The organism is Serratia sp. CoH_134_PS_4 (assembly GCF_058190535.1).
The window spans coordinates 43,625-69,883 of record NZ_JBXWKI010000005.1; the positions used below are offsets into that span (position 1 = coordinate 43,625).

Sequence of the window (26,259 nt, forward strand, 5' to 3'; positions counted from 1 at the left end):
TTCCTCAATAATGCCCCGATGCGGGGCATTATTTCTCCCCCTTTCATCTCCTTGTTATTTTTCGCCATTACCGTCGTTAACGACTATCTTCAAAGCAAACCTTGGGGAGTAAAACGACGCATGCCTGATTTTTCGCGCAGAGAAGTACTGCGGGCTGCCGCCATCGGATCGGCTTTTTCACTGTTACCTGCTTCGATCCGTAAAGCCCTGGCAATACCGGCCAATAACCGCACCGGCACGATTAACGATGTCGAACACGTCGTGATCCTGATGCAGGAAAACCGCTCTTTCGATCATTACTTCGGCACGCTGCCTGGGGTGCGCGGCTTTAGCGATCGTATTACCATTCCATTGCCCGACGATCGCCATGTGTGGCAACAACAAGGGACAGATCGACTGGTCTTGCCCTATCACCTGGACAGCAAACGCGGAAATGCTCAACGGGTTAGCGGTACACCCCACTCGTGGGTAGACGAACAGTCCGCCTGGGACAGCGGCCGCATGAGCGCCTGGCCCACGTACAAAACGCCGACCTCGATGGGTTATTACCGCCGCCACGAATTGCCCTTCCAGTTTGCGCTAGCAGAAACCTTCACTCTGTGCGACGCCTATCATTGTTCGATCCACGCCGGTACCAATACCAACCGCCTGTTCCACTGGACCGGGACCAACGGCCCGACTGCGGCCGATGTCGCGGTCGTGGTTAACGAATGGGACAGCCCCGGCCCCGTAGAGGTCGGTTACCAGTGGCATACCTATCCTGAGCGGTTGGAAGCCAGTGGCGTCAGTTGGAAGGTCTACCAATTTTTGCCGGATAACTTCACCGACAACCCCTTGGCAGGTTTTCGCCAATACCGCGCCGCCAGCGTTAAGGTCGGTAATCCGGCGCAGCCACCGAAAGACTTCACCGCCTTTGTGCCCTACCGCGATGAACTCAATGCCGAAGCGCCGCTGTACAAAGGGAATGGCAATACCCTGCCCGCCGCCAACGGCAATGATTTGGGCGCGATGATAGCCGGTTTCCGCGCCGACGTTCAGCAGGGCAAACTGCCACAGGTGAGTTGGATTATCGCACCGGCAGCCTATTCGGAGCATCCCGGGCCGTCCAGTCCGGTGCAGGGGGGCTGGTTTACGCAAGAAATTCTCAATGCGCTGACCGACAACCCCGAGGTGTGGAGCAAGACCGTACTGCTGGTCAATTACGACGAAAACGACGGTTTCTTCGATCATATGCCTTCACCTTCCGCGCCATCGCTACGCGAAGATGGCAGCTTTGCCGGCAAATCGACGGTGCCGTTCGACAGTGAAATCTTTCAACACGTTGCTCCACCGGGCTCGCAGGACCAACCCCCACCGGACGGCCGTATTTATGGCCCCGGGCCACGCGTGCCCATGCTGGTGCTATCGCCCTGGAGCCGTGGCGGTTGGGTCAATTCACAGGTGTTCGACCACACCTCGGTACTGCAATTTTTGGAGAAACGCTTTCAGGTGCATGAACCGAATATCAGTGCCTGGCGAAGGGCGGTGTGCGGCGATCTCACCTCCGCGTTCAACTTTGTCGATCCGAACGGAGAAACCTTACCCCGTTTGCCGGCCATCAGTCGCCACGCCGCCGACAGCCTGCGCCAACGACAGGAACAGTTGCCGCAGGTACCTCTGCCCCCCGCGGATAAGCAGCAATTGCCACACCAATCCCGATTGGCGCGTCCATCACGTGCACTGCCTTATCAACTGCACGTTGAGGCCACCAGCTACCCCGAGCAGCACAGGGTGACGCTCAATCTCTACAATACCGGGGCGCAAGGCGCGGTATTCCACGTTTACGATCGACTGAATCTGGATCAGATCCCACAGCGCTATACCGTCGAGGCCGGCAAAGCCGTCAGCGATAACTGGTCAACAACAGACGAATACCATCTGTGGCTACTCGGCCCCAACGGCTTTCACCGTGAGCTACGCGGCACCCTTCTCCAATCACAGCCGGAAGTGCGTTTGAACCCACAGGGTGACGGCCTGTCGCTCACGCTCACGAACCCCGGTAGCCAGACAACAACGGTAACGATCGCCCGCTGCCCCTATACGCAACATGGCCCTTGGCACATTGAACTGCCGGCAGGTGGCCGCCATCAGCAAGCCTTTGACGCCAAAACCAGCGGCGGCTGGTACGATCTTTCACTAGAAGGTTCCCATGGCTGGCGACGGCGGTTGGCGGGCAGGCTGGAAACGGGCGAACACAGCGTCAGCGACCCACTCATGGGTAAAGCATAAGATATCCGCACTGGGGTGTTCAAAAAGCGAAAGGATATGGATTATCATTAGCTTCTTTATTCAACGCCCCATGCTCAAGGATCTCCATGCTCGCCGTTCTTATTGCCAAAACCAGCCGTTGGCTGGCCGCCTGCGCCCTGCTGCTAGCCAGTGCCGTTCAGGCTGCGCCAATCGTCGTGACCGACGTTGCCGGCCGCCAGGTTACCCTGCCACAACCGGCGAAACGCGTGATCCTGGCTGATGCCCGTGCACTGCTGGCGTTGAATATCCTGCACCCGCAGGAGCCGTTGAAAAACATCATCGCCTGGGACAATTCACTGAAGGTCAAAGCGCCAGATCTGGTGGAGGCCTACGCGAAGAAATTCCCGCAGGTGATGCAGATCCCCACGTTCGATAACCCATACGTCAGTGATTTCAGCGTTGAAAGCGCGGTGGTTCGTAAGCCAGATCTGATCATTTTCGACATCGGCCTGTTGAGCAAGTTGAAAGACAGCGGCGTGTTGACCCAACTGGAAAAAATCGGCATCCCGGTGCTGATTATCGATTTCCGCCAACAACCCCTCACGAACACCGTCGCCAGCATGCAGCTGTTGGGCAACGTATTTGATGAACAGCAGAACGCCGATGCCTTTATTCAGCTCTACCAGCAACGGCTCGCTCTGGTACGCCAACGGGTGGCGACGCTCAAGCCAGAGCAACGCCCTAGTGTTTTTATCGAACGCAGTGCCGGCATGAAAGGCGAGCAATGCTGCAACACCTTCGGCAAAGGCAGTTTTGGCCAGTTTATTGATACCGCCGGTGGCAACAACATCGGCAGTACGTTGTTTGCGGAAATGGGCGGCGAAGTCAATGTGGAGCAGATGATCGCCAGCAACCCGGATTTCTATCTGATGACGGGTGCTGACTGGAGTCGCGGCCATAAAGGCACGATGGCAGTCCCCTTGGGTTACGCAACAGATGACGCCACCACTCAGCAAAAGCTGGCTGTGTTGATGAACCGCACCGGTCTGAACGTGCTGAAGGCCGTCAAAGAAAAACGCGTAATGGCGATTTATCACCAATTCTATGATACGCCGTTGAATTTCATCGCGGTCGAGGCGATCGCCAAATTTCTGCATCCGGACTTATTTAAAGATATTGATCCGCAAGCGGATATTGAAATGGTACACCACAAATTCACCGCATTGGATTACAGCGGTGTGTTTTGGGTCACCGCGAAATAATCCTCACACAGGGCCCGTCAGCCGGGCCCTGACGTTCCTGTCGTCATTTAATTGCCCGCTGAATTATTCCGCAACAAAGTTATTTACTTGCCAATAATTATCATTAAGATTGTCATTTCTAAAAAAACACATCTGGGTTTGAAACTTTTAAGGCATTATTATGTCAATCCTTTTTCGTCTTTCTCTGTTGGCAGCGTCCGTTGCCATGGCGCTACCCGTCCTTGCTGCTGATAATAAATCTCAAAACCAAACGCCCACTGACAACATAACCGTTGTTGGCAACTGGCTGGATAACCCCGACACCAGCTCCGTATTGCTTAACCACCCTGGTGCAAGATCCATCGTTACTGAACAACAGATGCATGAGCAAGGCGATCAGACCATCGCCGATACGCTGCGTGGCGTGCCTGGCGTACAGGTACGCGACAGCAATGGCACCGGCGGTAGCGATATTTCGCTCAACGTCGGTGTGCGCGGCCTGACGTCTCGCCTCTCTCCCCGCTCCACCATTTTGATGGACGGCGTACCTTTGGCGGTTGCCCCTTACGGCCAGCCACAGCTGTCGATGGCACCGTTGTCGATTGGCAGCCTGCAGTCGGTTGACGTGGTGCGTGGCGGCGGTGCGGTGCGTTACGGGCCACAAAACGTCGGTGGCGTGATTAACTTTGTCACCAAAGACATTCCGAAAACCTTTGGTGGCTCAGCCAGCGTGCAAACCCAGGGGGCCAGCCACGGCGGGTTGAAAACCCTGACCAGCACCTCGCTCGGTGGCACCGCTGACAACGGCTTCGGCGCAGAACTGCTGTATTCCGGCCTGCACGGCCAGGGCTATCGCGACAATAATGACAACACGGATATCGACGACGTCATGCTGAAAACGCGCTATGCGTTTACCGATCGTGATGAGTTGCTGGCCAATTTCCATTATTACGATGCCAAAGCAGGAATGCCGGGCGGGCTAAGCAGCGCGCAGTACGCACAAAACCCGTTCCAGTCGACCCGCCCGTGGGACCAGTTTGAAGGCCGTCGCAAGGACATGTCGTTCAAATATAAGCACCAGGAAGACGACAAGCAGTTCGAAGTACTGACTTACTTCACCGACAGCTATCGCGGTAGCAGTATCGAATCGGAAGGCACCGGCAAAAACGCCGGTATGAAGCGCATGGTGTCTTACCCGCGCCACTACTCCACCTGGGCGATTGAACCCAGCTATTCGCAGGTCTTCCGCTTCTGGGACATGGCACACGAGATCACCCTCGGCTACCGCTACCTGAACGAAACCATGGACGAGAAAGCCTCGCGCTCCGCCTGGTACAACCCGGCGAATATCGGCTCCACGCCGGAAACCCCGGATTACTACCAGCACACCTCCGGCGGCACGGCGGCCCACGCACTGTACATTGACGACACCATTAACGTCGGTAACTGGACGCTGACTCCTGGCCTGCGCTATGAAAGCATCCGCACCCATGTCGATGATTCATTCAACAACATCAGCCGCGAGAAGAGCTACAGCGAACCGCTGCCGTCACTGAATGTCATGTACCACATGTCGGACGCCTGGAAGCTGTTCGCCAACGCCAATACCTCATTCGGCAGCATGCAATACTTCCAGCTGACCAAAGGCGGCAACGGCAACCAGCCGGCACCGGGCCTGACAGCAGAAAAAGCCCATACTTATGAGTTCGGTACCCGCTATGACGACACCATCGTCAAAGCCGAAGCCACGCTGTTCTACATCGACTTCGACAACCAATTGCAGTACATCAGCAACGATGTGGGTTGGACCAACATGGGGGCGACCAAGCACAAGGGGATCGAGCTGGCACTCAGCTATGATCTCAGCGAACTCAGCCGCATGCTGGACGGCGCCAGCGTCTATACCAGCTACACCTACACCAAGGCCAGCACCGACAAAGGCGACTTCGCCGGTAAAGACCTGCCGTTTTATTCACGCCAGGTGTATACCGTCGGCACCCGCTACGCCACAGGTAACTGGGTGTGGAATCTGGACAGCTATGCTCAGTCCAAGCAGCACTCTCCGGGCACCGGGCCGGATTACGTGACCCAGGAAAGCGCCGACGGCCAGTTTGGTAACATCGCCGGGTATATGGTGTGGAATATGCGTGGGGAGTATAACTTTGGGCCGCAGTTGTCGAACCTGACGCTGGGTGCCGGGGTAAAAAACCTGTTCGATCAGCGCTACTTCACCCGCTCCAACGACAACAACTTTGGTAAGTACGTCGGTGAACCGCGCACCTTCTTCGTGCAGGGTTCCGTGGCATTCTAAGCATCAGCGCCCTCTTCGGGGGCGCTAATCTCACCGACAGTGCAGACGAAACAAGCGCGCCAAGTGTGCACCCATCGGCGTCAACGTGGTGTCTTTACGCTGAATCAGATAAAACGTCGCCTTTGGCAGACTTTCCTCCAGCGCCAGCGGCACCAAATGCTTGCCCAATATCGGATCAGAGATCACATCTACCGATAAAATACTGACGAAGTCACTTTGCGCCACCAGGCTGGTGCAGGCCATAAAAGTCTCGCAGGTGACACTGATCGACGGCGCCATCCCCAAATCCCCGAACAAATCATGCAGCAGCCGGTAATAGCTGCCTTTTGGCGTCGGCATGGTCCAGTCGCAGTGCTGCAATTGCTTGAGCGACGTGGCCCCTTCCATCGGGTGGCCCTTCCGTACCACTACCTTGTACTCTTTCTCCATCAGCCGTTCGTACTGCAATTCGTTATCCAGGCTGCTGGGGTAATAGGTATTGACGGTAAAATCCAGTTCACCCTGGCGCAGCTCCGGGATCATCGACACCAACTGCCCTTCAACAATCCTGACTTTAACCTTCGGGTATTCACGATGAAACTGGGTAATCACCTGTGGCATCACCGTTCGCGCAATACTGCCGCCGACGCCGATATTCACCGATCCCCCTGCCAGCCCCAGCCGTTGCTGAATATCCTCCTGCGCTACGCGGAGTTCTTCGAGGATCAGACTGGCATGTTGGAAAAAGTTATCGCCGCAGTCGGTCAGCACCACACCCTGACTACGGCGGACGAACAACTTGGCTCCCAGCACCTGTTCCAGTTCCTGAATCGACTTGGTCAGTGCGGGCTGAGAAAGGCGTGAGGTGCGGCTGGCGGCACGGATGCTGCCCTGTCGGCTGACTTCGACAAACGCACGTAATTGGTGCAATTTTATTGAGGCGGGCATAGGCAAAGGGTGATAACCGTTGTTTATCAATAGCAAGATATTGGCATCTTATTTAGCCTGATTCCATTGTGTACATTCGAAAAAAACATAATAAATAACCAAATTCTTATTTCGCTTAATTAAGCACATTTTCTGCGGCGATAAGCGCTCTTCACGGTAGTTAGTCACTAAATACGCCATTTTCATTAAATAGTTTCACCCTCTGATTCCAGTTCAGAGCACCACTGCTGCCCAGCGTTTATCTGGGCGCGATAACTAATGAGATCTCCCAATGAATAATCCGCTTTCGATGTTGGTGACCGATTTGTACCCGCAACTCCAGGCCTGGCGCCGTGACTTCCACCGCTATGCCGAGTCCGGTTGGTTTGAGTTCCGCACTGCCACTTTGGTGGCTGAAGAACTGGACAAGCTTGGCTATCGCCTGCAACTGGGCCGCGAAGTCATTAATGCCGATGCACGCATGGGGCTTCCATCAGCCGAAGCCTTACAAAGGCAAGAACAACGCGCCCGCGAACAAGGTGCGCTGGAAAAATGGCTGCCGCACTTTTCCGGCGGTTTCGCCGGTATTGTTGCCACGCTGGACACCGGACGCCCTGGCCCGGTGATCGCCTATCGGGTGGATATGGACGCGCTCGATCTCAACGAAAAGCTACAGCCGGACCACCTGCCGTTCCGCGAAGGGTTCGCCTCCTGCAACAGCGGCATGATGCATGCATGCGGTCACGATGGCCACACCACCATTGGCCTGGGGCTGGCACACGTATTCAAGCGCCTGGCACCACAGCTTAGCGGCACCATCAAACTGATTTTCCAACCGGCGGAAGAAGGCACCCGCGGGGCAAAATCCATGGTGGAAGCCGGCGTGGTGGACGACGTTGATTTCTTCACTGCGGTGCATATTGGCACTGGCGTACCCGCCGGTGAACTGGTGTGCGGCAGCGACAGCTTTATGGCGACCAGCAAGCTGGATGTGACCTACCGCGGCATAGCCGCCCATGCCGGTGCCAAACCGGAAGATGGCCGTAATGCCCTGCTGGCGGCGGCGCAGGCCACATTAGGGTTGTACGCCATCCCACGCCACAGCGAAGGCAGTTCACGCATCAACGTCGGCGTATTGCACGCCGGCACTGGCCGTAACGTGATTGCCGATCAGGCCTTTATGAAAGTGGAAACCCGTGGCGCCACCAACGCCATCAACGAATTTGTCTACCAACAGGCACTGAACGTGATCGACGGGGCAGCCAAAATGCACGGTGTGGAATACAACGTCACACTGATGGGGGCGGCACAAAGCAGCAAACCAACCCAACCCTGGGTGGACTATATCCACCAACAGGCGCAGAGCATCACAGAGCTGTCCTCCGTCGTTGATCGCCGTGAGCAGGCTGCCGGTTCAGAAGACGCGACCTACATGATGGAACGGGTCAAATCCCACGGCGGACAGGCCTCCTATGTGATTTTCGGTACCGAACTGAGCGCGGGGCACCACAACGAGAAGTTTGATTTTAACGAACAGGTCATGGCGGTTGCGGTGAAAACGCTGGCGTCTCTGGCGCTGAACCTGCCTACTTTCAGGAGCAAAGCATGAGCCATCCGCAACTGCTGGCATTTATCAATCACTACATTGACCAACACCAGCCACGTTTTAGCGCACTGAGCGACAGTATCTGGGATCACCCTGAAACACGCTTTACCGAAACCTATTCCGCCAATTTGCTGGCTGACGCGTTGGAGCAGGAAGGCTTTACGCTTGAACGTGGCGTTGGCGGCATTGAAACCGCGTTTATCGCCAGCTTCGGCAGCGGCCAGCCGGTGATCGCCCTGCTGGGCGAGTACGATGCCCTCGCCGGGCTCAGTCAACGGTCAGGCTGCGCCACACCAGAACCCTTAGTGGAAAATGGCAACGGCCACGGCTGTGGTCACAACCTGCTGGGCACTGCCGCGCTGGCGGGCGCCTTTGCCGTGAAAGCCTGGATGCAGCAGCAGCGCTTGACCGGCACCGTGCGTTTCTATGGTTGTCCCGGCGAAGAAGGCGGTTCCGGTAAAACCTTCATGGTGCGCGAAGGGCTGTTCGATGACGTCGACGCCGCCCTCACCTGGCACCCCGAAGGCTTCAGCGGCATGTTCAACACCAGCACCTTAGCCAATATTCAGGCAGCCTTTCAGTTCAAAGGGATCGCCGCTCACGCCGCTAACTCGCCACATCTTGGCCGCAGTGCGCTGGATGCGGTGACATTGATGAACACCGGCGCTAACTTCCTGCGCGAGCACATCGTGCAGGAAGCGCGGCTGCACTATGCGGTGACCAACACCGGCGGCAGTTCGCCCAACGTGGTGCAAGCCGACGCAGAAGTGCTGTACCTGATCCGCGCGCCGCAGCTCGATCAGGCGCAGGATATTTACCAGCGGGTGATCAACATCGCTAAAGGCGCGGCGCTAATGACCGACACCCAAATGACGGTGCGTTTCGATAAGGCCTGCTCCAACTACGTGCCGAACCGCAGCATGGAGCAGGTGATGTATCGGTATGTCTGTGACTTCGGCCTGCCGGAATACAGTGAGGAGGAGCGCAGATTCGCCACCGAGATCCGCCAAACGCTGAACAAGGACGACCTGCGCAATGCCAGGCTGAATATCGCCCGTACCGGCGGTGCGGCTGGCCGTGTATGGGTACAGCAGTTGGGTGACAAGGTGTTGATGGATGAGGTCGCACCTTATGTGGCATCGGAGGATTTGTTGTACGGATCGACCGATGTAGGCGACGTCAGTTGGGTGGCACCGACCGCGCAGTGCTTCAGCCCGTGCTTTGCATTCGGCACCCCGCTGCACACCTGGCAACTGGTAGCACAGGGCCGTACCTCTATCGCCCACAAAGGCATGTGCCTGGCGGGCAAGATCATGGCTGCCACTGCCATCGAACTGCTGAGCGACAGCAACCTTCTGGCAGACTGCCGACAAGAGTTCAAACGCCAACGCGCAGAACACCCCTACAGTTGCCCAATCCCCGCGGGCATTAAACCTTCACCGTTAAAATAACGACTACGCTGCAAAGGCCCGCAAACCGGGCCAGTAAAAATAATTATAATTAAATCAAATAATAAAAAATAAACACAACAGGACAAACACAGAGGGTAAGTCAATGAGTGAGGTCACAACGTCAGCGAATAAAAGCCCCGGCCGCGTTTTTTACTGGGTAGAACGCATCGGGAATAAAATCCCCAATCCATTTTTACTGTTCGTCTATTTAATCGTTGTTTTAATGCTGGCCACCGCGCTGTTCTCCTGGCTGGACGTGGCGGTGAAGAACCCGGCCACCGGTGAGCTGATCAAGGTGAATAACCTGATGAGCGTGGCGGGCATGCAGTGGATCTTCCCGAATATCATTCATAACTTCAGCAGCTTTGCGCCGCTGGGTGCCATTTTGGCGTTGGTCATCGGTGCAGGGTTGGCCGAGAAAGTCGGGCTGTTGCAGGCATTGATGTACAAAATGGCCTCACGCGTTAGCGCCCGCTATGCCAGTTACATGGTGCTGTTTATCGCCTTCTTCAGCCATATTTCATCGGATGCCGCACTGGTGGTGATGCCGCCACTCGGCGCGCTGATGTTTCTGGCGGTGGGGCGCCACCCGATAGCCGGGCTATTAGCCGCTATTGCCGGGGTGGCCTCCGGCTTTACCGCCAACCTGTTGATCGTCACCACCGACGTGCTGCTCTCCGGGATCAGTACCGAGGCCACCAAAGCGGTAGACGCCGCCGTTCACGTCAGTGTGATCGACAACTGGTACTTTATGGCTACCTCAGTGATCGTGCTGACCATCGCCGGCGCACTGCTGACCGATAAGTTTATTGAACCCAGGCTGCCAGAATGGCACGGCAGCGCGGAGGACAAGATCGAGGCGCTGACCCCGCTGCAAAACCGCGGGCTGATGATGAGCGGCATCGCCGCACTGGTGTTTATCGCCATTATCGCCGCCCTGGTGGTGCCGGAAGCCGCCCCGCTGCGCGATCCGAAAACCGGCTCGGTGATCCCATCGCCGTTCATTAAAGGAATTGTGCCGATCATCATCCTGTTCTTTTTCACCGTCGGCATTACCTATGGCGTGGTGACCAAACAGATCAAGCGGCCTGACGATATTCCCCACCACTTGATAGAGCCGATGAAAAGCATGGCTGGCTTTATTGTGATGGTGTTTCCGCTGTCGCAGTTCGTGGCGTTCTTTAACTGGAGCAACATGGGCAAGTTTATGGCCATCGGCCTGACCGACATGCTGGAAGCCGCCGGCATGAGCGGCGCCCCTGCGTTCCTTGGCCTGATGTTCCTCTCCGCCTTCCTGTGCATGTTTATCGCCAGCGGCTCTGCTATCTGGTCTATACTGGCGCCGATCTTTGTGCCCATGTTTATGCTGCTGGGCTTCCACCCGGCGTTCGCACAGATGATCTTCCGCATTGCCGACTCCTCGGTGCTGCCGTTGGCACCGATGTCTCCGTTCCTGCCGCTGTTCCTCGGTTTCCTGCAGCGTTACCGCAAAGATGCCCAGCTCGGCACCTATTACGTGCTGATCCTGCCTTATCCGTTAGTGTTCTTTGCCGTGTGGATTTTGCTGCTGCTGGCGTGGTACGCACTCGGCCTGCCGATCGGGCCGGGGGTCTATCCGAAGATGGAGTAAGCGTGTTCGGCCTCCCTTCGGGGAGGCCTGACTCATTCAACTATCAGAAACGGTAGCCAATGCCGATGTTGAAACCGTTGATAGAGCGATTTTTACCGCCTGCATCCAGGCTGGAGCCTTCATAACCGATATCCACCGCCAGATTTTCCATTGGGTTTACCTGGAAACCGACGCCGTACATAAAGGAGGTTTTCTTCTGGTTACCGCTTTCTTCACCCATATATTCGTAAGTGTCGTAAGCGTAATTGCTCCAGGAGGACGTGTAATCAACCTTGTTATAGTTCAAACCCAGCAACCCGTAAACGCTGATATATTGATTAAAACGGTATGCCGGGCCAACGGACAGCGAGTAATATTTCACTTCGGCATGATTATTAACCACATCACGATAAACATTGTACGATTCGTCCTTATCACCGCTCATATAGGTAAATGAGCTGATAACGCTGATTGGCGAATCCCACTCATAGCGGTATTTGATATTCACGCCGTTGATGTTTTTGAAGTCCTGCACCTTGCTCTGCGCATATCCGGCGGTAATAGTGCTTTGGCCAGCCTGTGCCGCAGCACCGAAGCCCAAGGTAGAAAGGGCCAGAGTGGCAATAGCTAACTTTTTCATGCAATCATCCTTAATAGTAAGTGGAACAACTTAGGTACAAAAATAGCTTTCCATGCCGTATTAACGGCATAAATAATTGAATTAATCTTATCAAACCCAATAATAGATAAGGTTAAAGACTAGCAGGTCCGACATAATAATTAATCAGTGAAACCGGTAACTTGCGAGCTGCCACGCATCAATAGTAATTCCTCCCTCCCAGCAGCCCTGTTTTATAATTGCACTCTTTGTCTTCATTGCCCCAAGACTTTGGTGCATGGTTGCTGCTAGTCAGATCAACAATATTCACCCCCGAGTTGACTGGGTAGATATCATAATCATGACCAACCTCCGGAATGAAACTGCTTGAACGCGTAGCTATAGTTTGATTATATTGCGATCTAAACGTCTCTTCTTTATAGGTGATGCTGACATGCTGATTCGCTTTAATTTTATACTCTATCGCATCCATGCCCTGCATTTCAGGCGACGGCGGCAACATGCCCGGTAATTTTTTATTGTAGGTAGACTTGATACCAATGACATTAACACCCGCAGTCAAGCTCTTGGCATCCACAAGCTTGTAGCACTGTCCTGCTTTTTCATAAACTTCAAGAGTTAATGGTGGCAGGTAGTTTTTTACCCTGATCCTGGCAAAATCCGCCCCTGCGTAATCATCAACAGATTTTGTTAAGTTCACGGAACAGCCAGAAACAGCAGTGACTGATAGAAAAACGGCAATTAATTTTAATCTCACCACAAAATCCCTCTCATATACATCATAAAAAAACCGGTTAAAAAATAGAGTCACCTATCTTTATCGCTTAGTTTTCGTTTCCGTATCTCTTCTATTTTCGCAAACACCCAAACGCCAATCCCTAATGGAATACCAGCACCTGCCCCAGCTTTGCAAGCAAAAACAAACGTCTCTAACCGATAATCAAAAACCCCATTACGGACGAAGAAAATTATTGGCGCAATAAAACTCGCCAAAATAGCTATTGCTATTATCAACAATGAAAATGAAAAAAATAAATATAAAAACATTGAGAAACCTACACGTTTATTTTCCATTATTTTTATCCTCAGCTTTCATCCCAGCCTCAATCCCAGCGCCTACCACTGTCCCGGCCACACCGCCACCCACAACCCCAGCCGCTTCAGCAGTAATGGGTGATATGCCTTTAGATATAATTCCCTTGGTTATCTTTTCGCCACCTTTATAACCGATGAATGTACCAAATACAGCACCTGTTACAGCACCTGTAGCATCCTCACCTTTAACTTTACTTCCTAAATATGCACCACTTGTATTTACGGCCTCTGAAAGTACCAGCCCTTTACCCTGCGTTAATGCGCCGGTACCAATGGCTATTAAAGTATCGGTGTAACTATATGTCTCATTTGGCTTCATAGTAAGCAACTGCTTACCCGCATCAGAAATACCACCGAAGGCCCCGCCACCAATAACGGCCGCAGTACCAGCAGTTGGTGCTATGACAGCCCCCCCGACACCACTCATCAATAGCGCCCAAGCCTTAACAAACTCGGTTGCAGGCTGTGGTGCACCAGTTCCCAAACCACGCGCCAAATCAGACTGTGCCGTAGTCATTTGTTCCGGAGTCGCGTCATGCTCTGTCATATACCTGCCCAAAGTGAACGCAGCTTGACCAGAACTCATCATCCCTGGAGGGAAACTAAACTGGTCATTGTTCTCAGAGGTATTCTTACCTGATTGTCCACCAACGACCGCCCCCGCCGTATCACCGCTTGCCAGACCACCGGCCAAACCGCCTGCCAGAGTAGCCAACGCGGAAACCGTCTGGCGCTGCTCTTCGCTCATCTTGCTGAAATCGCTGGTGCCGAACATCGCCTCGGCGATCGCCTTGGTACCCAATGCTGCCGTTGCAGCGCCCGCAGCACCGGCAGCAGCCGACTGACCTTGCAGTTCTGCCAGTGCGCCAGCCACCACGGCATGCGCGATAATTCTGCTTTCCTCATTGGGTGCCAGAAGATGAATCTGTTCCGCCAGATACGGCGCAGCCCCGCCGGCAATCGCGGCCTTCAGATCGCCACCGGCCAACCCTTGCACCGCGGCAACTGCCGCCTGCATGCCTTGCTGCACCTTGCCGCCTGTGCCATAGCCCGACTCGCTGAACGCCTGGTTATAGGCCGTCTGGTAAATCTGCGCGTTGATATCTTTGTCGGTGATGACCTTGCCCGGTTTCTCTTTCGCCAACTTATCCGCTGCTGCCTTGCGATCGGCATCGGTAACGTTATTCATTTTCTCGTTGGCGGCTTTGGTCGCGGCGATCGAACCCTCGGTCCGCGCAATGTCCATCGCCTGATTGCCGATCTCGCCGATCAGCTGTGCCTGCTGCAACCGTTTCTGCTCTTTCTCTTTGTCGAAGATCGGGCTTAACGTCTGGTTGGCGTGCTCCACGTCGCGGCTCAGATCGTTGACGTTCTGCGTCTGTTTGTCCTGATCGCGGATGATGATGGTGCCGTCACTCACCGCAGATTTGGTGGTGGAGCTGTCGTGTCCGCTGTTGTTGGCGCCCACCAGCAGGCCGTTGGCCATGTTGCCGGCGAACTGGCTGCCGATGCTGCCGCCGGAGCTGATGCCCACGCTCTGGTGTTCTACCTCGAAGTCCGCCTGATTGTGGATGTCCTTAAAGCCCAGCGTGCCGGTATCAAGTTTGTTTTTATCCGCCGTGGCGGTGCTGCCGATCACCGCGCCGTTAAGCTGGGTGTGCTCGCCCACCGTCAGGTCAAAGCCACCTTTACTGGCGAAGATACCGGTCTGCTCCTGCACGCTGTCGTAATTGCTGTGCATCTTGTCTTTGCTCAGGCTGATGCTGCCCGAGCCGGTCATGATTTGATTGGAGGAAGCAAGCTACCGCCCTACCGTGGCATCCTTGCCTGCACCTTTCTGTACTACCAATATGAAGTTCCTCTACCACTAGCGGTTTGCGAAGTATCTCGCAAACTTAAAAACATCAGGATGTATTTTTTAAACATAATGATACCCTTTAAACATAAACCCATTCCACGGGGTAACAATGAAATACTATTTGGGTAACTCCCTTTAACAGGACTCTGTTTTCTATGCCATTAGCTGCCCGATTAAATGAGTTACGTCAAAGATTAGGGCTTTCCCAACAAGATATGGCCGATACCATCGGCATTCATGTAAACAGTTGGAAGAAATATGAAAATGCGCAAGCATTTCCTTCTCTGGATGCTCTCAAAAAAATAGCGATAGCATTGCAGGTCAGTACTGATTACTTACTTTTTGATGAATATGAACGTGGGCATACTTATGCACTGGCATTACAGTTCGAAGCTGTCAGCCAGTTAAACGAAAGCGAACAGACGGTGATCCGCGAAGTATTGGAAAGTTTGATTACCCGCTATCAAACCCGACGTTGGGATTCAGCAAGAAAGGCTACAAAAGAAGGGTAGTGAAAATAACGCAGTAACAGCAGGGTGCAACCTGCTGTTACTGCTCACCACAAGCAACTATACGAGGTAGTTACTATGGCTAGAGCAGATTCTACGTCAGAACCCGCCGCATCCCAAGCACGCAAATGCATTGTTGGCTATCGCCCTAACGGCGGCAGGCCCAACCCGCCGCCGCAACTCACCCTTACGGGTAAATGGCTGGAGCAATGCGGCTTTACCACCGGCCAGCAGATCGAGGTGATCACAGAACCGGGGCGGTTGATCATCCGCATCGTACCCGCCCCGGGAGGAAGCGCCCTATGAACATCACTTTTATTCCTGAACCTATCCCGGAACTGACAATCTCTGGCGTTGAGCTGGCCGAGTTGGGTTTTGGCATCGGTGAACCGTTGCAACTCACCCTGCGGCCAGATGAACTGTGGATCACTACCGTTACCGAAGATGCTATCTGGGAAGCACTGTGCGAGGCCAGCCAGCACCGCACGGATCTGGGGGCGGACTGGGTGCGGCAGAATGGCGAGCTGGTTATTGGTGGGGATTGGTGGACCGGATCCGGGATCACCGCCGCACCCAGTGTACTCCGATTACGGCGGCGGGAAGAGGGAGGTTTTAGGGCTTAGATGTGAAGATCCCGGCGCAAGGCCGGGATTTGTTTTAACTCAACGTAGCCAAAATGGGGTATCATCAGAGGCCAATGCGTCATATTCCTCTACAACTCGATCTCTATGTACCATAAAATCCGGCATGTCAGTCACTACTATTCTTACCGGCTTATAAATATTCCAGTCTTCATAAAACCCTTTCGCAGATTTTATGCAATGTTCAATACCATCAAAGTATTTAAAAAACCTCTGCTCAACGTCTTTTGGTAAAAGTTTGCGTAATTTTGTTATTAATGAATAAGTTTTGTCTAAGTCATTGAAATGAATATATCTAAGATAAAGTTGTGCAAGTAAACACTCATCTTCTTTATCATTAACCTTTTCATTTAAAATAGAAAAAAAACCAACCATATCTGAAGGATAGCCAAGCTCAACGATAGAACTACCACCATAAAATCCTATGTGTTTCATGCAAGTTACCTTTTGAATTCAATTGCAGCTGGATCGATAGCACCATTAGATTTCTGGACAATTCCTTTAATAATTGCTCTCTCTTGCTCTACTGACACACTTTGCCCACGCACATCAATAATGACTCGCTGCTGCATTCCTGTCGGTAAATTCTCAGCACGCTGGATCGCCTGTTTAGACACATTATTGATCAGCCCGCTCTGATTAGTCGCAATGTTATAGTTCTTCACTTCAACACTACAGACATTCCCCTTACACCAGTCAGGGCGAACCCCACCTTTTGTACCGTAGGGAACTTCTTTACCATCCTTGAAGCTGACTTGCTCACGCCATCCGTCACCGAGATCTTTACCTACATCAATTTCTGATTGCCTATGACCTGGGCGTATTGTGGTTGCTATCTCATCACTGGCCTTATTAATCAGTGTCGAAGCTTCAGCAACATCCCCTTTAGCCAGCGCTTTCTCTGCCGCTTTCAGCACACCCGCTGCAACACGCTCTCCCGGTATAAGGGAAGCGGCCACGTTGAGATAATCCAGTGCTGACTGTGCCTCCGCTGCACTTTTTATAGTACCCACCACCGGTACAAAATCTGCACCCGTTGACACCATATCTTTCAACGCTTCACGCCGTTCCGTGTACATCTTCACCGAGCAGGCTTCGGCGCTCATTCCGCCGCAGTTTACCTTCTTATAGCGCTCGTTTTCAGCCTCAACGTACTCACCAGCTTTCTGCTCCAGCGTTTTACCTTCAGACTGCGCCTGTACAATATCACTCAGCGCATTATTCTCAACCGCGTTCTTGCCGCTTTGCGCACCCGCTACTGCATCCGCCGTGCCATCACCCACCAGCCCGCCTGCCAGCCCTGCGGCTAACGTTCCCAGCGCGCTCAGGGTCTGTTTTTGATCTTCCGTCAGGTTTTCGGGCTTCACATCCGGGTAAAGCTCGCCCGCAATATAACGCGCCATCAGCTCTCCGCTGGCCGCACCGGCTGCCCCCGCCAGGGCGCTGTTACCGCTGGCTTTGGCCGCTACCGCCCCCCACACCGCATGCGCCATCGCGTTCGCCGCAACGTTGGTGCTGCCGTCAGCATTGGTCGTCATCGCCTTGATGACCCCGGCCGCATAAGGGCTAAGCCCCCCGGCCATCGCCTGCGCAAGATTGTTGCCCGCCAGCCCCTGAATCGCCGCCGTGGCCGCCTGCATGCCTTTTTGAACTGAGCTGCCAGTACCCCACTCTTTCTGCGTCGCTTTGTAACTGTCTGTCGCGTGCAACTTCTCGTTGTAGGCTTTCCACTCTTCCTTGTCAGCCCCTTTCTCCGGCTCTTTGATCCCTTTCTTCGCTAGCTCTGCCTTGCCCGCATTGATGGAGCGGATATCCCCCTCCGTCCGCGCAATGTCCATCGCCTGATTGCCGATTTCGCCGATCAGCTGTGCCTGCTGCAACCGTTTCTGCTCTTTCTCTTTGTCGAAGATCGGGCTTAACGTCTGGTTGGCGTGCTCGACGTCGCGGCTCAGATCGTTGACGTTCTGCGTCTGTTTGTCCTGATCGCGGATGATGATGGTGCCGTCGCTCACCGCGGATTTAGTGGTGGAGCTGTCGTGCCCGCTGTTGTTGGCGCCCACCAGCAGGCCGTTGGCCATGTTGCCGGCGAACTGGCTACCGATGCTGCCGCCGGAGCTGATGCCCACGCTCTGGTGTTCTACCTCGAAGTCCGCCTGATTGTGGATGTCCTTAAAGCCCAGCGTGCCGGTGTCGAGTTTGTTTTTATCCGCCGTGGCGGTGCTGCCGATCACCGCACCGTTAAGCTGGGTGTGCTCGCCCACCGTCAGGTCAAAGCCACCTTTACCGGCGAAGATACCGGTCTGCTCCTGCACGCTGTCGTAATTGCTGTGCATCTTGTCTTTGCTCAGGCTGATGCTGCCTGAACCTGTCATGGAGCCAAAGGTGAAGCTGCCGCCGGCGCTGGCGTTCTGCTGTTTGGAATCGTAACGATCGCTGTCCTGCTGGCTTTCCAGCAGCAGGTTGCGGCCCACGTCGGCCTTGACCGATTCGCCGGTGACCTGTGCACCGATCAGGTTGGTATCGCGCCCGCTGATAATGTTGACCTGATTACCGGCGTTAACCGTGGTTTCGGTGTGGCTGGTGCCGTTGCCCTTCTCGTTGCCTTTGCCTTTGTTGACGCTGGCGGAAACGCTCAGCCCAATGCCGCCGGAGCCGACACCGATGCCCACGCCCAGCGTGCCGCCCTGGCTCTCGTTCTTGCCGTCCAGATACTGAGTGTTTTTGGCGGAAAGCAGGTTCACGTCGCGGTTGGCGTTCAGGGTCACGTCTTTGCCCGCTTGCAGTTGGCTGCCCTGCACCAGAATGTCGCCGTCCTGGCCCTTCACGCCGTTGCCGCTCGCGGTGATGCTCAGGTTGTTGCCCGCCGTCAGGCTGCTGCCCTGCGCGGTGCTCTGCCCGCTGTTTTGAGTAGAGGTGGAAGACTGGGAGCCATAGGAAATGCTGATCCCCACCATGTTGTTATTGGCCGGATCCGCGCCCTGTGCCTGCGCCAAACGCGCAGCCTGCACGGCCTGCACACCGCTCAACGCCGCTTTGGTACCCTGCAGTGCCGCCAGGCGGCTGTCGTCGGTGGATTTTGCCTGTTGCGAGGTTTCTACCGCGGTGTTCAGCGCACTGCCGACCGTACCGGAAAGCGCCAGCGTCAGGCCGGATTTTTTCTGCTCAACCTTGTGGGTCTGGCTGTTTTCATCCTGCGCCTGCGTCACCGACACATTCTTGCCGCTCAGCGCCATGTCCTTGCCGGCCACCAGCTCGGAGCCGGTCACCGCCAGATTATTGCCGGCCCCCAGGGTGACATTGCCGTTTACGCTACCGACGGTGCTGCCCTGATTGGTCAGCCCCTGTGCGGTGTCCGTGGTTTTCAGGCTTTCGGTGCCGTAGCTGATGCCGATGCCGCCGCTGCTCATCAGGCCGGATTTTTTCTCCTGCTTGAGGTGCAGTTCGCTGTTGCTTTCGGTCGCACCGGTGATGCTCAGATCGTTACCTGCCAGCAGTTTCACATCCTGAGTCCCGGCCACGCTGCTGCCCTGTACCCGCAGATCGTTGCCCGCCAACACATTAATGCTGTCGCCGCTCAGGGTGCTGCCCTGCACGGTCTGGCGATCCAGGGTGTCGCGGGTGGTGGTGGTGGTTTTCGACATCAGGCCGTTACCACCGGTCACCTTGTGGCGCTCGTCCAGTTCGAGGGTGTTCTCACCGCTGAGAATATTGATGTCATGACCGGCATTGAGGTTCAATGCATCGCCGGCAGAAACCGTTGCCGCATGGGCAGTGATATCGTTCCCCGCGTTGAGGGTTACGGCCCCTTTGCCCACCACTTCGCTGCCTACCTGCTGGCTGTTGCCCTGTTTCAGGCTGTTGTCGCCATCCCAAACCAGGGTGTCGCGGCTGGCGGTAGTCACCGTATTCAGGGTGAGATCGCGTCCGGCATTCAGCACCGTTTGGCCGTTCTCACCGCTATTGACCACCTGCGCCGCATCCAGTTTGATGTCGCGACCGGCGTGCAGCATCAGCTTGCCGTCGGCCCCCTGCACGTACATGCCCGCCACGCTGTCGATGTTGGTGCGCTCGAAGCTGTTGGCACCGTTAACGCTCTGCGCCGTTCGGGTGGTGCTGATGGCATTGATGTCACGTCCGGCGTTGGCCAGCAGCGCGTTGTTGCCCTGGATCACCCCACCGATATTGTTGATGTCGGTACGAGCAATCAGGCCAACGTCAGCCCCCTGAATGTTGCCCGCCACGTTGGTGATATTGGCGGCACTCAGTTTCACCACTTCACGCCCGGCGATATGGCCGCTGTTGAACAGGCCTTCGCCCAGGTTGAGGTTAACGTTACGCCCGGCAATCAACGCACCGGAACCGTCCAGATCGCCCGGTTGCATGCGGGCATACACCTGCGGCACCAGTACGTCTTGCTGGCTGCCGTCCGGCAGGGTGACTTTGGCATTCACCAACCAAACGATGTCTTTGGTCAGCAGCCCCATTTGCTCTGGCGTCAGCGCCACGCCGACCTTCAGGTTATATTGCTGACTGAAAGCCAACCCCTGATCCATCAGCGCCTTAAACTGTTCTTCGTCGTTGTTGTAACCGTCCAGATAGCGCTGGCCGGTCAGATTGATCACCTGTTCACGGATCAGCCGCTGCTCGTAGTAACCGTCACCCAGGCGCTTCAGCACGTTGTCCGGGTTATTGGTCGCTTTAGCCAACATGTAATCCGAACCCAACCAGGCTTTTTGGTTGGTGAAACGCGGATCGGTCTCCACCAGGTACTGACCACCCGGTGCCGGATTGGTCTTGAACAGGCTGTTGTCTGGCAAGCGGGTGTCTGGCCCGACAATACGCACCACGCTGTCTGCCGCGTCACCCTGTTGGCTATTAACCTTGTTGGCGACTTCGAACTGCTGGCCCGGTTGCAGTGGCACCGCTTGAATCACCGGCAGCGCACCGCTGCCGATGGTCTGCATTCCAGCGGAAATATCGGTGCCGGTGACCACCGCATTGACCCCACCAGCAGCGCCGATGGCGGTATTGGTGCCCTGCTGCGTCAGCGGTGCAATGGCGATCGGGTTGCCTGCCACCTGGCCGTGGTCAATCAGTTGGCTCGGTTTCAGTGCAATGGTCTGAATGGTGGTCGGCGGCGTATAAGCCGTGGCATCGTGCCCCTGCTTGTCTTTCCCTTTCTTCTTGATGCGGTAGTAGCTGGTCACTTCGCCGACGTCGGTGGTCAGGCGCTGGCCCGGTACCGACACGTTATCCACACTGCCGGCGTTAATCGCCAGCGTCCCCCCCGCGATCACCTGGCTCTTGTCGTTCAGCAGATGCCTGGCGTTGATCGCCATGTCGCCGCCCGCAATGATTTTGGCCGGATCGCTTTCCTTGATCTGGGTTTCCTGCACCCTTCGGTTGTAGTCGTATTGGCTGAATCTGTCGTTGTTATGACCGGTCTTCCCGGGGGTGTTCAGGTTCAGCAACGAGTCTGATGAATTGCGGTCAACAAAGACGCCCTCTTCCCCTGCTTTCCAGCGCACCGGATCGCCCGACTGCTGGTACTCGGTGACTTTTTCGTTGGAAACGGTGACCAATTCGGTACTGAAACGGTCGTTGACGTTATTGATCTGCCCAGCCGATATAGCCATGTTGCCCGCAGATTCAATGGTCGAGCTGTGATTGTTAATGGTGCCTGCCTGACCACTGGCCAGAGAGTTGGCATCCAACAATCCGCCAATGGCCATATCGCCACCGCTGTAAATCAACCCGTGATCGTCGTTGTTCAGCGTTTGGGTGCCGATATCCACCCGCTCGCGCCCGGCCAGCGTCGCGGCGGTGCCGTTTTCCGCCAGATTGTTGAAGGTCTCAGTTTGCACGCCGATGGCGTCGCCATAAATACGGCCGGTGCCGATGTTGTTCAACGTGTTGGCCGTCAGCAGGGTGTGCTTGCCATCGATCAGACCGTAGTTGGTCAGGGTGCCGTTCACCGTCAGCCAATCCTGCCCGGCGTTGATCTCGCCGCTGACGGCGTTAAAGAGGTTATTGGCGTGCAGATCCAGCTTCGCGCCCGCCAGCAGTTTGCCGCTGTTGGTCACATCGCCCGGCGTGGTGAAGTTGAAATTGCCGTTGGCGATCATCTCGCCGCTGTTATTTATGCCCTGTGCGCTGACCAAATTGATATCGCCCAACGACAGCAATTGCCCGTCGCCACCGACCGCTGCTGCATTGATGTCCAGCAGCTTACCGGCTTTGATCGTGCCGCCGGTGTTCAGAAGATTAAGCCCTGCCCCCTGCAACTGCAGGTTTTCACTCGCGGCCAGTTGGCCAGCGGTATTATCCAACTGCCCATCGTTGGTCAGGGTGAGTTGTTGGTTAGCCAGAATGCTGCCACCACGGTTGCTTAACGAACCGGTGTTAAGCGCTACGGATTGGCCTTCCAGCCCTTTATTTTCCGCCTTGGTGCCGTCGTTGATGAACTGCAACGCATTAAGCGTCACGGTAGCACCGCTGCGGATCAGCCCCAGAGCGTTGTCGATAAGCCCCTGCGCGCTGTCCAGCAACAGATTGCCGACCGCCTGAATTTGCCCGTTACGGTTATCCAAACCCGCGCTGGCAAGCCGGACCGCCTTCTCACCGATGATCCGCCCGCCGTTACTGTTGTCCAGTTTCAGTGCCGTCAGGGTGAAATCGCCTTTGGCGCCCAACGTACCGCCCTGGTTATTGAGGTCACCGCTGCTGAGTTGCAACTCGCCTAAGCTGTGCAAGGTGCCGTTCAGGTTATCCAACAACTGTCCGTGGGTGTCGACGCGCATATCACCGCCCGACTGCACCAGGCCACTCTGATTATTCAGGCCGCCCGCGCCGGTGGTATTCAGCACCAATGCCTGTTGCGCCACCAGTTTGCCGCCACCGTTCAACAGCGCTTCGGCGTCAAGCTGCAAGCCTTTACCGGCGATGACTACGCCCTGGCCGTTATCGAACACACCAGTGGTAAGGGTCATGGCGCCCTGGCTGGTGATGCCGCCTTTGTCACCGCTGTTGGCATTAGTCAGCCGAGCGACGGTCAGATCTAACCCTCCACCGCTCTGGATCAAGCCACCGTCGTTGTTATTGAGGCTGTTGCCGTGCAGCTCCAGCGCCGTCTGCGCCGCCAATTGGCCCGCGCGATTTTCCAGCAGGCCAACGTTAATCTTCGCCGCATCGGCGCTGACCAAGGTGCCCCGATCGTTCACCAGGTGCGCGCTGTCCAACTGCAGTTTTTTGCCTGCGCCAATCACCCCCAGATTGCTGTTATCCAGCAATTCTTCGGCGTTCAGCACCATATCCTGGCCGGATTTAATCGCCCCACCCTGATTATTGGTCACCTTGGTGGTCGCCAACAGTTGCTTCTCGGAAGCCAGCGTGCCGCGGCGGTTATCCAGTTGATCGCCATGCAGTTGCAGGTCACCTGAACTGGCGATAAAGCCGGCCTGGTTATTCACGTTACCGCTGGTGATCGCCAGTTTGCCCAGGCTGCTGATCCCGCCATTCTTGCCGCTGTCGAGGTTGCTCAAGGCCTGGCCCTGAGTATCGATGCGTGCATCGCCACCCGCCTGCAATAGACCACCGTCGTTAGTCAGCGCCAGGCTGTTGATGTTCAGTGTTTGCTTGCCGACCAACGTGCCTTTGCTGTTATCGAGCGTTCCGGTGAACAGATCGGTCGCGCGCGCGCCCACCAGCATGCCCTGGGTGTTGTCCAGCGCACCACTGTGGATAGTCAACGTACCCTGGCTGAGGATACCGCCGGTCTCACCGCTCAGGCGGTTGCTCAATGCTGCGCCCTGGGTGTCAAGATGCATGTTACCGGCAGATTGCAGCAGGCCGCCGTCATTGGTCAGCGAACCACTGCTCAGGCTCAGATCGCCTGTGGCGGCGATAATACCCTGCTGGTTGTTCAGCGCACCCTTGCCGAGCGCCAGTGAAAGCGCACCACCTACCACCTGCCCGGCCTGATTTTCCAGCCCGGCACCGGTCAGTTGTAGGGCCTGTTTGGCCTCGATACGACCACCGTGATTATCCAACGCCTGTCGCGCCGCCACTTCAGCGCTGCCCGTCGCGGCAGAAACCAGCCCTTTGCGGTTATCGAGCTTGTCCGCCTGCAGCTGCGTGTTGCCGCTGGCTGCCAGTTGCCCCTGTCGATTATCGATAGCGCCACTGACCTGAGCCTTCAGGCTGCCGTCCTGCGCGGCAATCACTTTGCCGCTCTGGTTATTTAACTGCGCGGCATTCAGCGTTACATTGCCGTTGGCCGCCAGTTGGCCGTCCTGATTATCGATCCCCTTCCTGGTGCTAAGGCGCATTTCACCCGCGCCGCTCTGTACCAGTTGCCCCTTGCGGTTAGACAGGCTCCCGGCATCCAACGCGATGTGCTGCGCCGATGTCGTGCCGCCGTCCAGCACGTAGTCGCCACCCTGCATACTGAGCTGGCCGTTGGACAGCAGTTTGCCGCTATCGCCCTGTAAGCGGCCAGTATTCACCGCCAGCGAGCCTTTGCCCGCATGTACGATTTCACCGCTCTGGTTATCGATCGCCTCGGCCGTCAACGTTAGCCCGTTACCGTTACTGGCGATGCGACCGCCGGCATTATCCAATTTACCCTGTGGGTTCAGCGTTAAATCATCACTGCCAAGCTGGGTGATTTCGCCCTTCCGGTTCGACAAATCATGTGCATTCAGCGCCAGTTTATTCGCCGCCAGCTTGCCACCCTCATTATTGAGGAACTTGCCGCTGCTGGCCGTCAGCTGCTGCGTGGCTTCAACCTGCGCATTGGCCGTGGTCAAGTCCCCAGGCCCCGCATCCAGCGTGACTTGAGTAGCAGCAGTGCGGCTGCCGCTGATGTCCATACCCTGCCCATTAGCGTGCAGATTACCCGCCGCCAAATTTTGGCCCTGCGCGGTCAGTTTGCCGCTGGTGGTCAACGCCAGTTCGCCGCTGCCACCCAGCTTGCCATCTTGCTGCACACCAGCTGCCAGCGTACTGCCTTTGCTGCTGTTCAGGCTGGCTGCCTGGAGGCGCACATTATTGCGCGCGGCGATAGAGCCGCTATTTTGCACATCCCTTTCACTACTGACACCAGCATTACCTGCTGCAAACAGCGAACCGCTGTTACCGACGCCGCCTTTCGACGCCAGCTGCATGTCACCGCCGCTGCTGATTTTGCCGCTGTTTTCAATACGACCGTCGGCGGTTACCACCACGCTACCGGCTTGTGCGCCGATATTACCGGCATTGCGCACCCCGACGCCGGTTTCGGTACCGATCATGCGGATCTTACCGGCATACATACCGCCCAACTTCGCCACGTCTACCGCCAATTGCGGGCGTGTAGCGGGATCGTCACCTTGTTTGTCGATCTGCTGATGCGCCGCATCGACCTTGTTGCGACCGGTTGTGACCTGAAGATCGTTAGCCCAAAGCCCAGCGTTGATCTTCGTCGATCGCGCAATGATCTCGGTATAATCCTGCCGTGAACTGTCCATACCGGCACCTTCAACCACCACTTCGCCGCGTTCAACGTTAAAGCCCGTCAGGTTGCCGTTATTCATTTGCGCCTGGCCGGTGGTCAGGGTGGCTCTGTTGGCATTGATAAAGCCGCAGCCATTACAGGTAATGCCGGAGGGGTTGGCGATAACCACTTGCGCACGCTGGCCGGCCACTTCGATATAACCGTTCAGGCGACTCGGATCCCTGGAGTTGACCTCATTGAGGATCACCTTGGCTTCGCCTTTCGCCAGCCACGGGTTACCGTCGACCCAACCGCCCTGCTGCGTCTGGGTCATTTTATGGGAGTTGTTGAGGATCGCGCCCTGCTTGTCGACATCAAACTGGCTGTAGGTATTACGAGAAACCCCGCCGGCGCTTGGCGTTTGGATATTGACCTGTGGCGTACCGTTGGCGCTGTTGACGATGGTCGGCTGCTGGCCACCCGGCGCATTACCGTCGGCAATAATCGCTGCCTGCACCGGCTGTATAGCCCCCAGAGCTATCAGTAAACTGAAGCTAACGGGGCTGATTTTGCCGATACACTGGCTCAGCGTATGGCCCAGACCCGGTGAACGAGCAGACCCGGCACGACCGGAACGGGCGATATCCGCCACCACCATCAGCATGCCACGCGCTTTGTTGAAAACGATACGATACAGGTTCTTGTTCATGGC

Annotated in this window: 16 protein-coding genes; 9 read left to right on the forward strand and 7 right to left on the reverse strand. The window is 55.7% G+C overall.

Features of this window, described 5'->3' with window-relative positions:
* Positions 1–120 precede the first annotated feature (120 nt).
* The 3 genes from AC2FCQ_RS10000 (at position 121) to AC2FCQ_RS10010 (ending at position 5,781) form a co-directional block, all read left to right on the forward strand.
* Positions 121–2,268 carry a phosphocholine-specific phospholipase C gene (locus AC2FCQ_RS10000; RefSeq protein WP_209637420.1) on the forward strand — a complete coding sequence of 716 codons (2,148 nt, stop codon included), beginning with the start codon at positions 121–123 and terminating at the stop codon, positions 2,266–2,268.
* A gap of 86 nt (positions 2,269–2,354) precedes the next feature.
* Positions 2,355–3,491 (forward strand): ABC transporter substrate-binding protein, encoded by a 1,137-nt coding sequence (locus AC2FCQ_RS10005; protein ID WP_490307927.1) that lies wholly within the window; start codon positions 2,355–2,357, stop codon positions 3,489–3,491.
* 160 nt (positions 3,492–3,651) lie between these two features.
* The gene (locus AC2FCQ_RS10010) at positions 3,652–5,781 is read left to right on the forward strand and encodes a TonB-dependent receptor family protein (protein WP_209637416.1); all 2,130 of its coding nucleotides are present in this window, start codon (positions 3,652–3,654) and stop codon (positions 5,779–5,781) included.
* A gap of 30 nt (positions 5,782–5,811) precedes the next feature.
* On the opposite strand, the gene AC2FCQ_RS10015 is transcribed toward AC2FCQ_RS10010, so the two are convergent.
* Positions 5,812–6,708: a LysR family transcriptional regulator gene (locus AC2FCQ_RS10015; protein ID WP_209637635.1), complete on the reverse strand. Its 897-nt coding sequence runs from the start codon at positions 6,706–6,708 to the stop codon at positions 5,812–5,814.
* A gap of 271 nt (positions 6,709–6,979) precedes the next feature.
* On the opposite strand from AC2FCQ_RS10015, the gene AC2FCQ_RS10020 reads away from it, so the two are divergent.
* The 3 genes from AC2FCQ_RS10020 to abgT all read left to right on the forward strand — a co-directional run bounded on the left by AC2FCQ_RS10020 (position 6,980) and on the right by abgT (position 11,374).
* Positions 6,980–8,296 carry a M20 family metallo-hydrolase gene (locus AC2FCQ_RS10020; RefSeq protein ID WP_209637414.1) on the forward strand — a complete coding sequence of 439 codons (1,317 nt, stop codon included), beginning with the start codon at positions 6,980–6,982 and terminating at the stop codon, positions 8,294–8,296.
* Positions 8,293–9,744 (forward strand): M20 family metallopeptidase, encoded by a 1,452-nt coding sequence (locus tag AC2FCQ_RS10025; RefSeq protein ID WP_209637412.1) that lies wholly within the window; start codon positions 8,293–8,295, stop codon positions 9,742–9,744. Before AC2FCQ_RS10020 ends, AC2FCQ_RS10025 begins: the two co-directional genes overlap by 4 nt.
* 103 nt (positions 9,745–9,847) lie before the next feature.
* Positions 9,848–11,374, forward strand: a complete 1,527-nt coding sequence (gene abgT / locus AC2FCQ_RS10030; RefSeq protein ID WP_209637410.1) for a p-aminobenzoyl-glutamate transporter — start codon at positions 9,848–9,850, stop codon at positions 11,372–11,374.
* Between the two features lie 43 nt (positions 11,375–11,417).
* Here the strand turns inward: abgT and AC2FCQ_RS10035 are convergent, their stop codons facing one another.
* The 4 genes from AC2FCQ_RS10035 to AC2FCQ_RS10050 form a co-directional block, all read right to left on the reverse strand.
* The gene (locus tag AC2FCQ_RS10035) at positions 11,418–11,993 is read right to left on the reverse strand and encodes an Ail/Lom family outer membrane beta-barrel protein (RefSeq protein ID WP_209637408.1); all 576 of its coding nucleotides are present in this window, start codon (positions 11,991–11,993) and stop codon (positions 11,418–11,420) included.
* A 178-nt stretch (positions 11,994–12,171) separates the two neighbouring features.
* A complete protein-coding gene (locus AC2FCQ_RS10040) occupies positions 12,172–12,729 on the reverse strand; it encodes a hypothetical protein (protein ID WP_245209960.1) in 558 nt (185 codons plus the stop codon).
* 50 nt (positions 12,730–12,779) lie between these two features.
* Positions 12,780–13,046, reverse strand: a complete 267-nt coding sequence (locus tag AC2FCQ_RS10045; protein WP_209637406.1) for a hypothetical protein — start codon at positions 13,044–13,046, stop codon at positions 12,780–12,782.
* The gene (locus tag AC2FCQ_RS10050; protein ID WP_490307943.1) at positions 13,036–14,553 is read right to left on the reverse strand and encodes a VENN motif pre-toxin domain-containing protein; all 1,518 of its coding nucleotides are present in this window, start codon (positions 14,551–14,553) and stop codon (positions 13,036–13,038) included. Before AC2FCQ_RS10050 ends, AC2FCQ_RS10045 begins: the two co-directional genes overlap by 11 nt.
* Before the next feature lie 527 nt (positions 14,554–15,080).
* On the opposite strand from AC2FCQ_RS10050, the gene AC2FCQ_RS10055 reads away from it, so the two are divergent.
* The 3 genes from AC2FCQ_RS10055 (at position 15,081) to AC2FCQ_RS10065 (ending at position 16,057) form a co-directional block, all read left to right on the forward strand.
* Complete coding sequence (locus AC2FCQ_RS10055) at positions 15,081–15,437, forward strand: helix-turn-helix domain-containing protein (protein WP_209637404.1); 357 nt, start codon at positions 15,081–15,083, stop codon at positions 15,435–15,437.
* Between the two features lie 75 nt (positions 15,438–15,512).
* The gene (locus AC2FCQ_RS10060) at positions 15,513–15,740 is read left to right on the forward strand and encodes a SymE family type I addiction module toxin (protein WP_490307926.1); all 228 of its coding nucleotides are present in this window, start codon (positions 15,513–15,515) and stop codon (positions 15,738–15,740) included.
* Positions 15,737–16,057 (forward strand): SymE family type I addiction module toxin, encoded by a 321-nt coding sequence (locus AC2FCQ_RS10065; protein WP_209637400.1) that lies wholly within the window; start codon positions 15,737–15,739, stop codon positions 16,055–16,057. The genes AC2FCQ_RS10060 and AC2FCQ_RS10065 overlap by 4 nt, the downstream gene beginning before the upstream one ends.
* A 39-nt stretch (positions 16,058–16,096) precedes the next feature.
* Here AC2FCQ_RS10065 and AC2FCQ_RS10070 read toward each other — a convergent pair whose 3' ends face one another.
* A complete protein-coding gene (locus AC2FCQ_RS10070) occupies positions 16,097–16,510 on the reverse strand; it encodes a hypothetical protein (RefSeq protein ID WP_209637398.1) in 414 nt (137 codons plus the stop codon).
* A gap of 5 nt (positions 16,511–16,515) precedes the next feature.
* A complete protein-coding gene (locus tag AC2FCQ_RS10075; RefSeq protein ID WP_490307925.1) occupies positions 16,516–26,256 on the reverse strand; it encodes a hemagglutinin repeat-containing protein in 9,741 nt (3,246 codons plus the stop codon).
* Positions 26,257–26,259: the final 3 nt, after the last annotated feature.

Excerpts from the sequence above, each read along its gene's own strand:
- AC2FCQ_RS10025 (WP_209637412.1), top strand. The coding sequence starts at position 8,293 with ATGAGCCATCCGCAACTGCTGGCATTTATCAATCACTACATTGACCAA.
- AC2FCQ_RS10055 (WP_209637404.1), top strand. The coding sequence starts at position 15,081 with ATGCCATTAGCTGCCCGATTAAATGAGTTACGTCAAAGATTAGGGCTT.
- AC2FCQ_RS10045 (WP_209637406.1), bottom strand. The coding sequence starts at position 13,046 with ATGGAAAATAAACGTGTAGGTTTCTCAATGTTTTTATATTTATTTTTT.
- abgT (WP_209637410.1), top strand. The coding sequence starts at position 9,848 with ATGAGTGAGGTCACAACGTCAGCGAATAAAAGCCCCGGCCGCGTTTTT.
- AC2FCQ_RS10000 (WP_209637420.1), top strand. The coding sequence starts at position 121 with ATGCCTGATTTTTCGCGCAGAGAAGTACTGCGGGCTGCCGCCATCGGA.
- AC2FCQ_RS10070 (WP_209637398.1), bottom strand. The coding sequence starts at position 16,510 with ATGAAACACATAGGATTTTATGGTGGTAGTTCTATCGTTGAGCTTGGC.
- AC2FCQ_RS10015 (WP_209637635.1), bottom strand. The coding sequence starts at position 6,708 with ATGCCCGCCTCAATAAAATTGCACCAATTACGTGCGTTTGTCGAAGTC.
- AC2FCQ_RS10035 (WP_209637408.1), bottom strand. The coding sequence starts at position 11,993 with ATGAAAAAGTTAGCTATTGCCACTCTGGCCCTTTCTACCTTGGGCTTC.
- AC2FCQ_RS10065 (WP_209637400.1), top strand. The coding sequence starts at position 15,737 with ATGAACATCACTTTTATTCCTGAACCTATCCCGGAACTGACAATCTCT.
- AC2FCQ_RS10050 (WP_490307943.1), bottom strand. The coding sequence starts at position 14,553 with ATGGCCAACGGCCTGCTGGTGGGCGCCAACAACAGCGGACACGACAGC.
- AC2FCQ_RS10060 (WP_490307926.1), top strand. The coding sequence starts at position 15,513 with ATGGCTAGAGCAGATTCTACGTCAGAACCCGCCGCATCCCAAGCACGC.
- AC2FCQ_RS10010 (WP_209637416.1), top strand. The coding sequence starts at position 3,652 with ATGTCAATCCTTTTTCGTCTTTCTCTGTTGGCAGCGTCCGTTGCCATG.
- AC2FCQ_RS10075 (WP_490307925.1), bottom strand. The coding sequence starts at position 26,256 with ATGAACAAGAACCTGTATCGTATCGTTTTCAACAAAGCGCGTGGCATG.
- AC2FCQ_RS10005 (WP_490307927.1), top strand. The coding sequence starts at position 2,355 with ATGCTCGCCGTTCTTATTGCCAAAACCAGCCGTTGGCTGGCCGCCTGC.
- AC2FCQ_RS10020 (WP_209637414.1), top strand. The coding sequence starts at position 6,980 with ATGAATAATCCGCTTTCGATGTTGGTGACCGATTTGTACCCGCAACTC.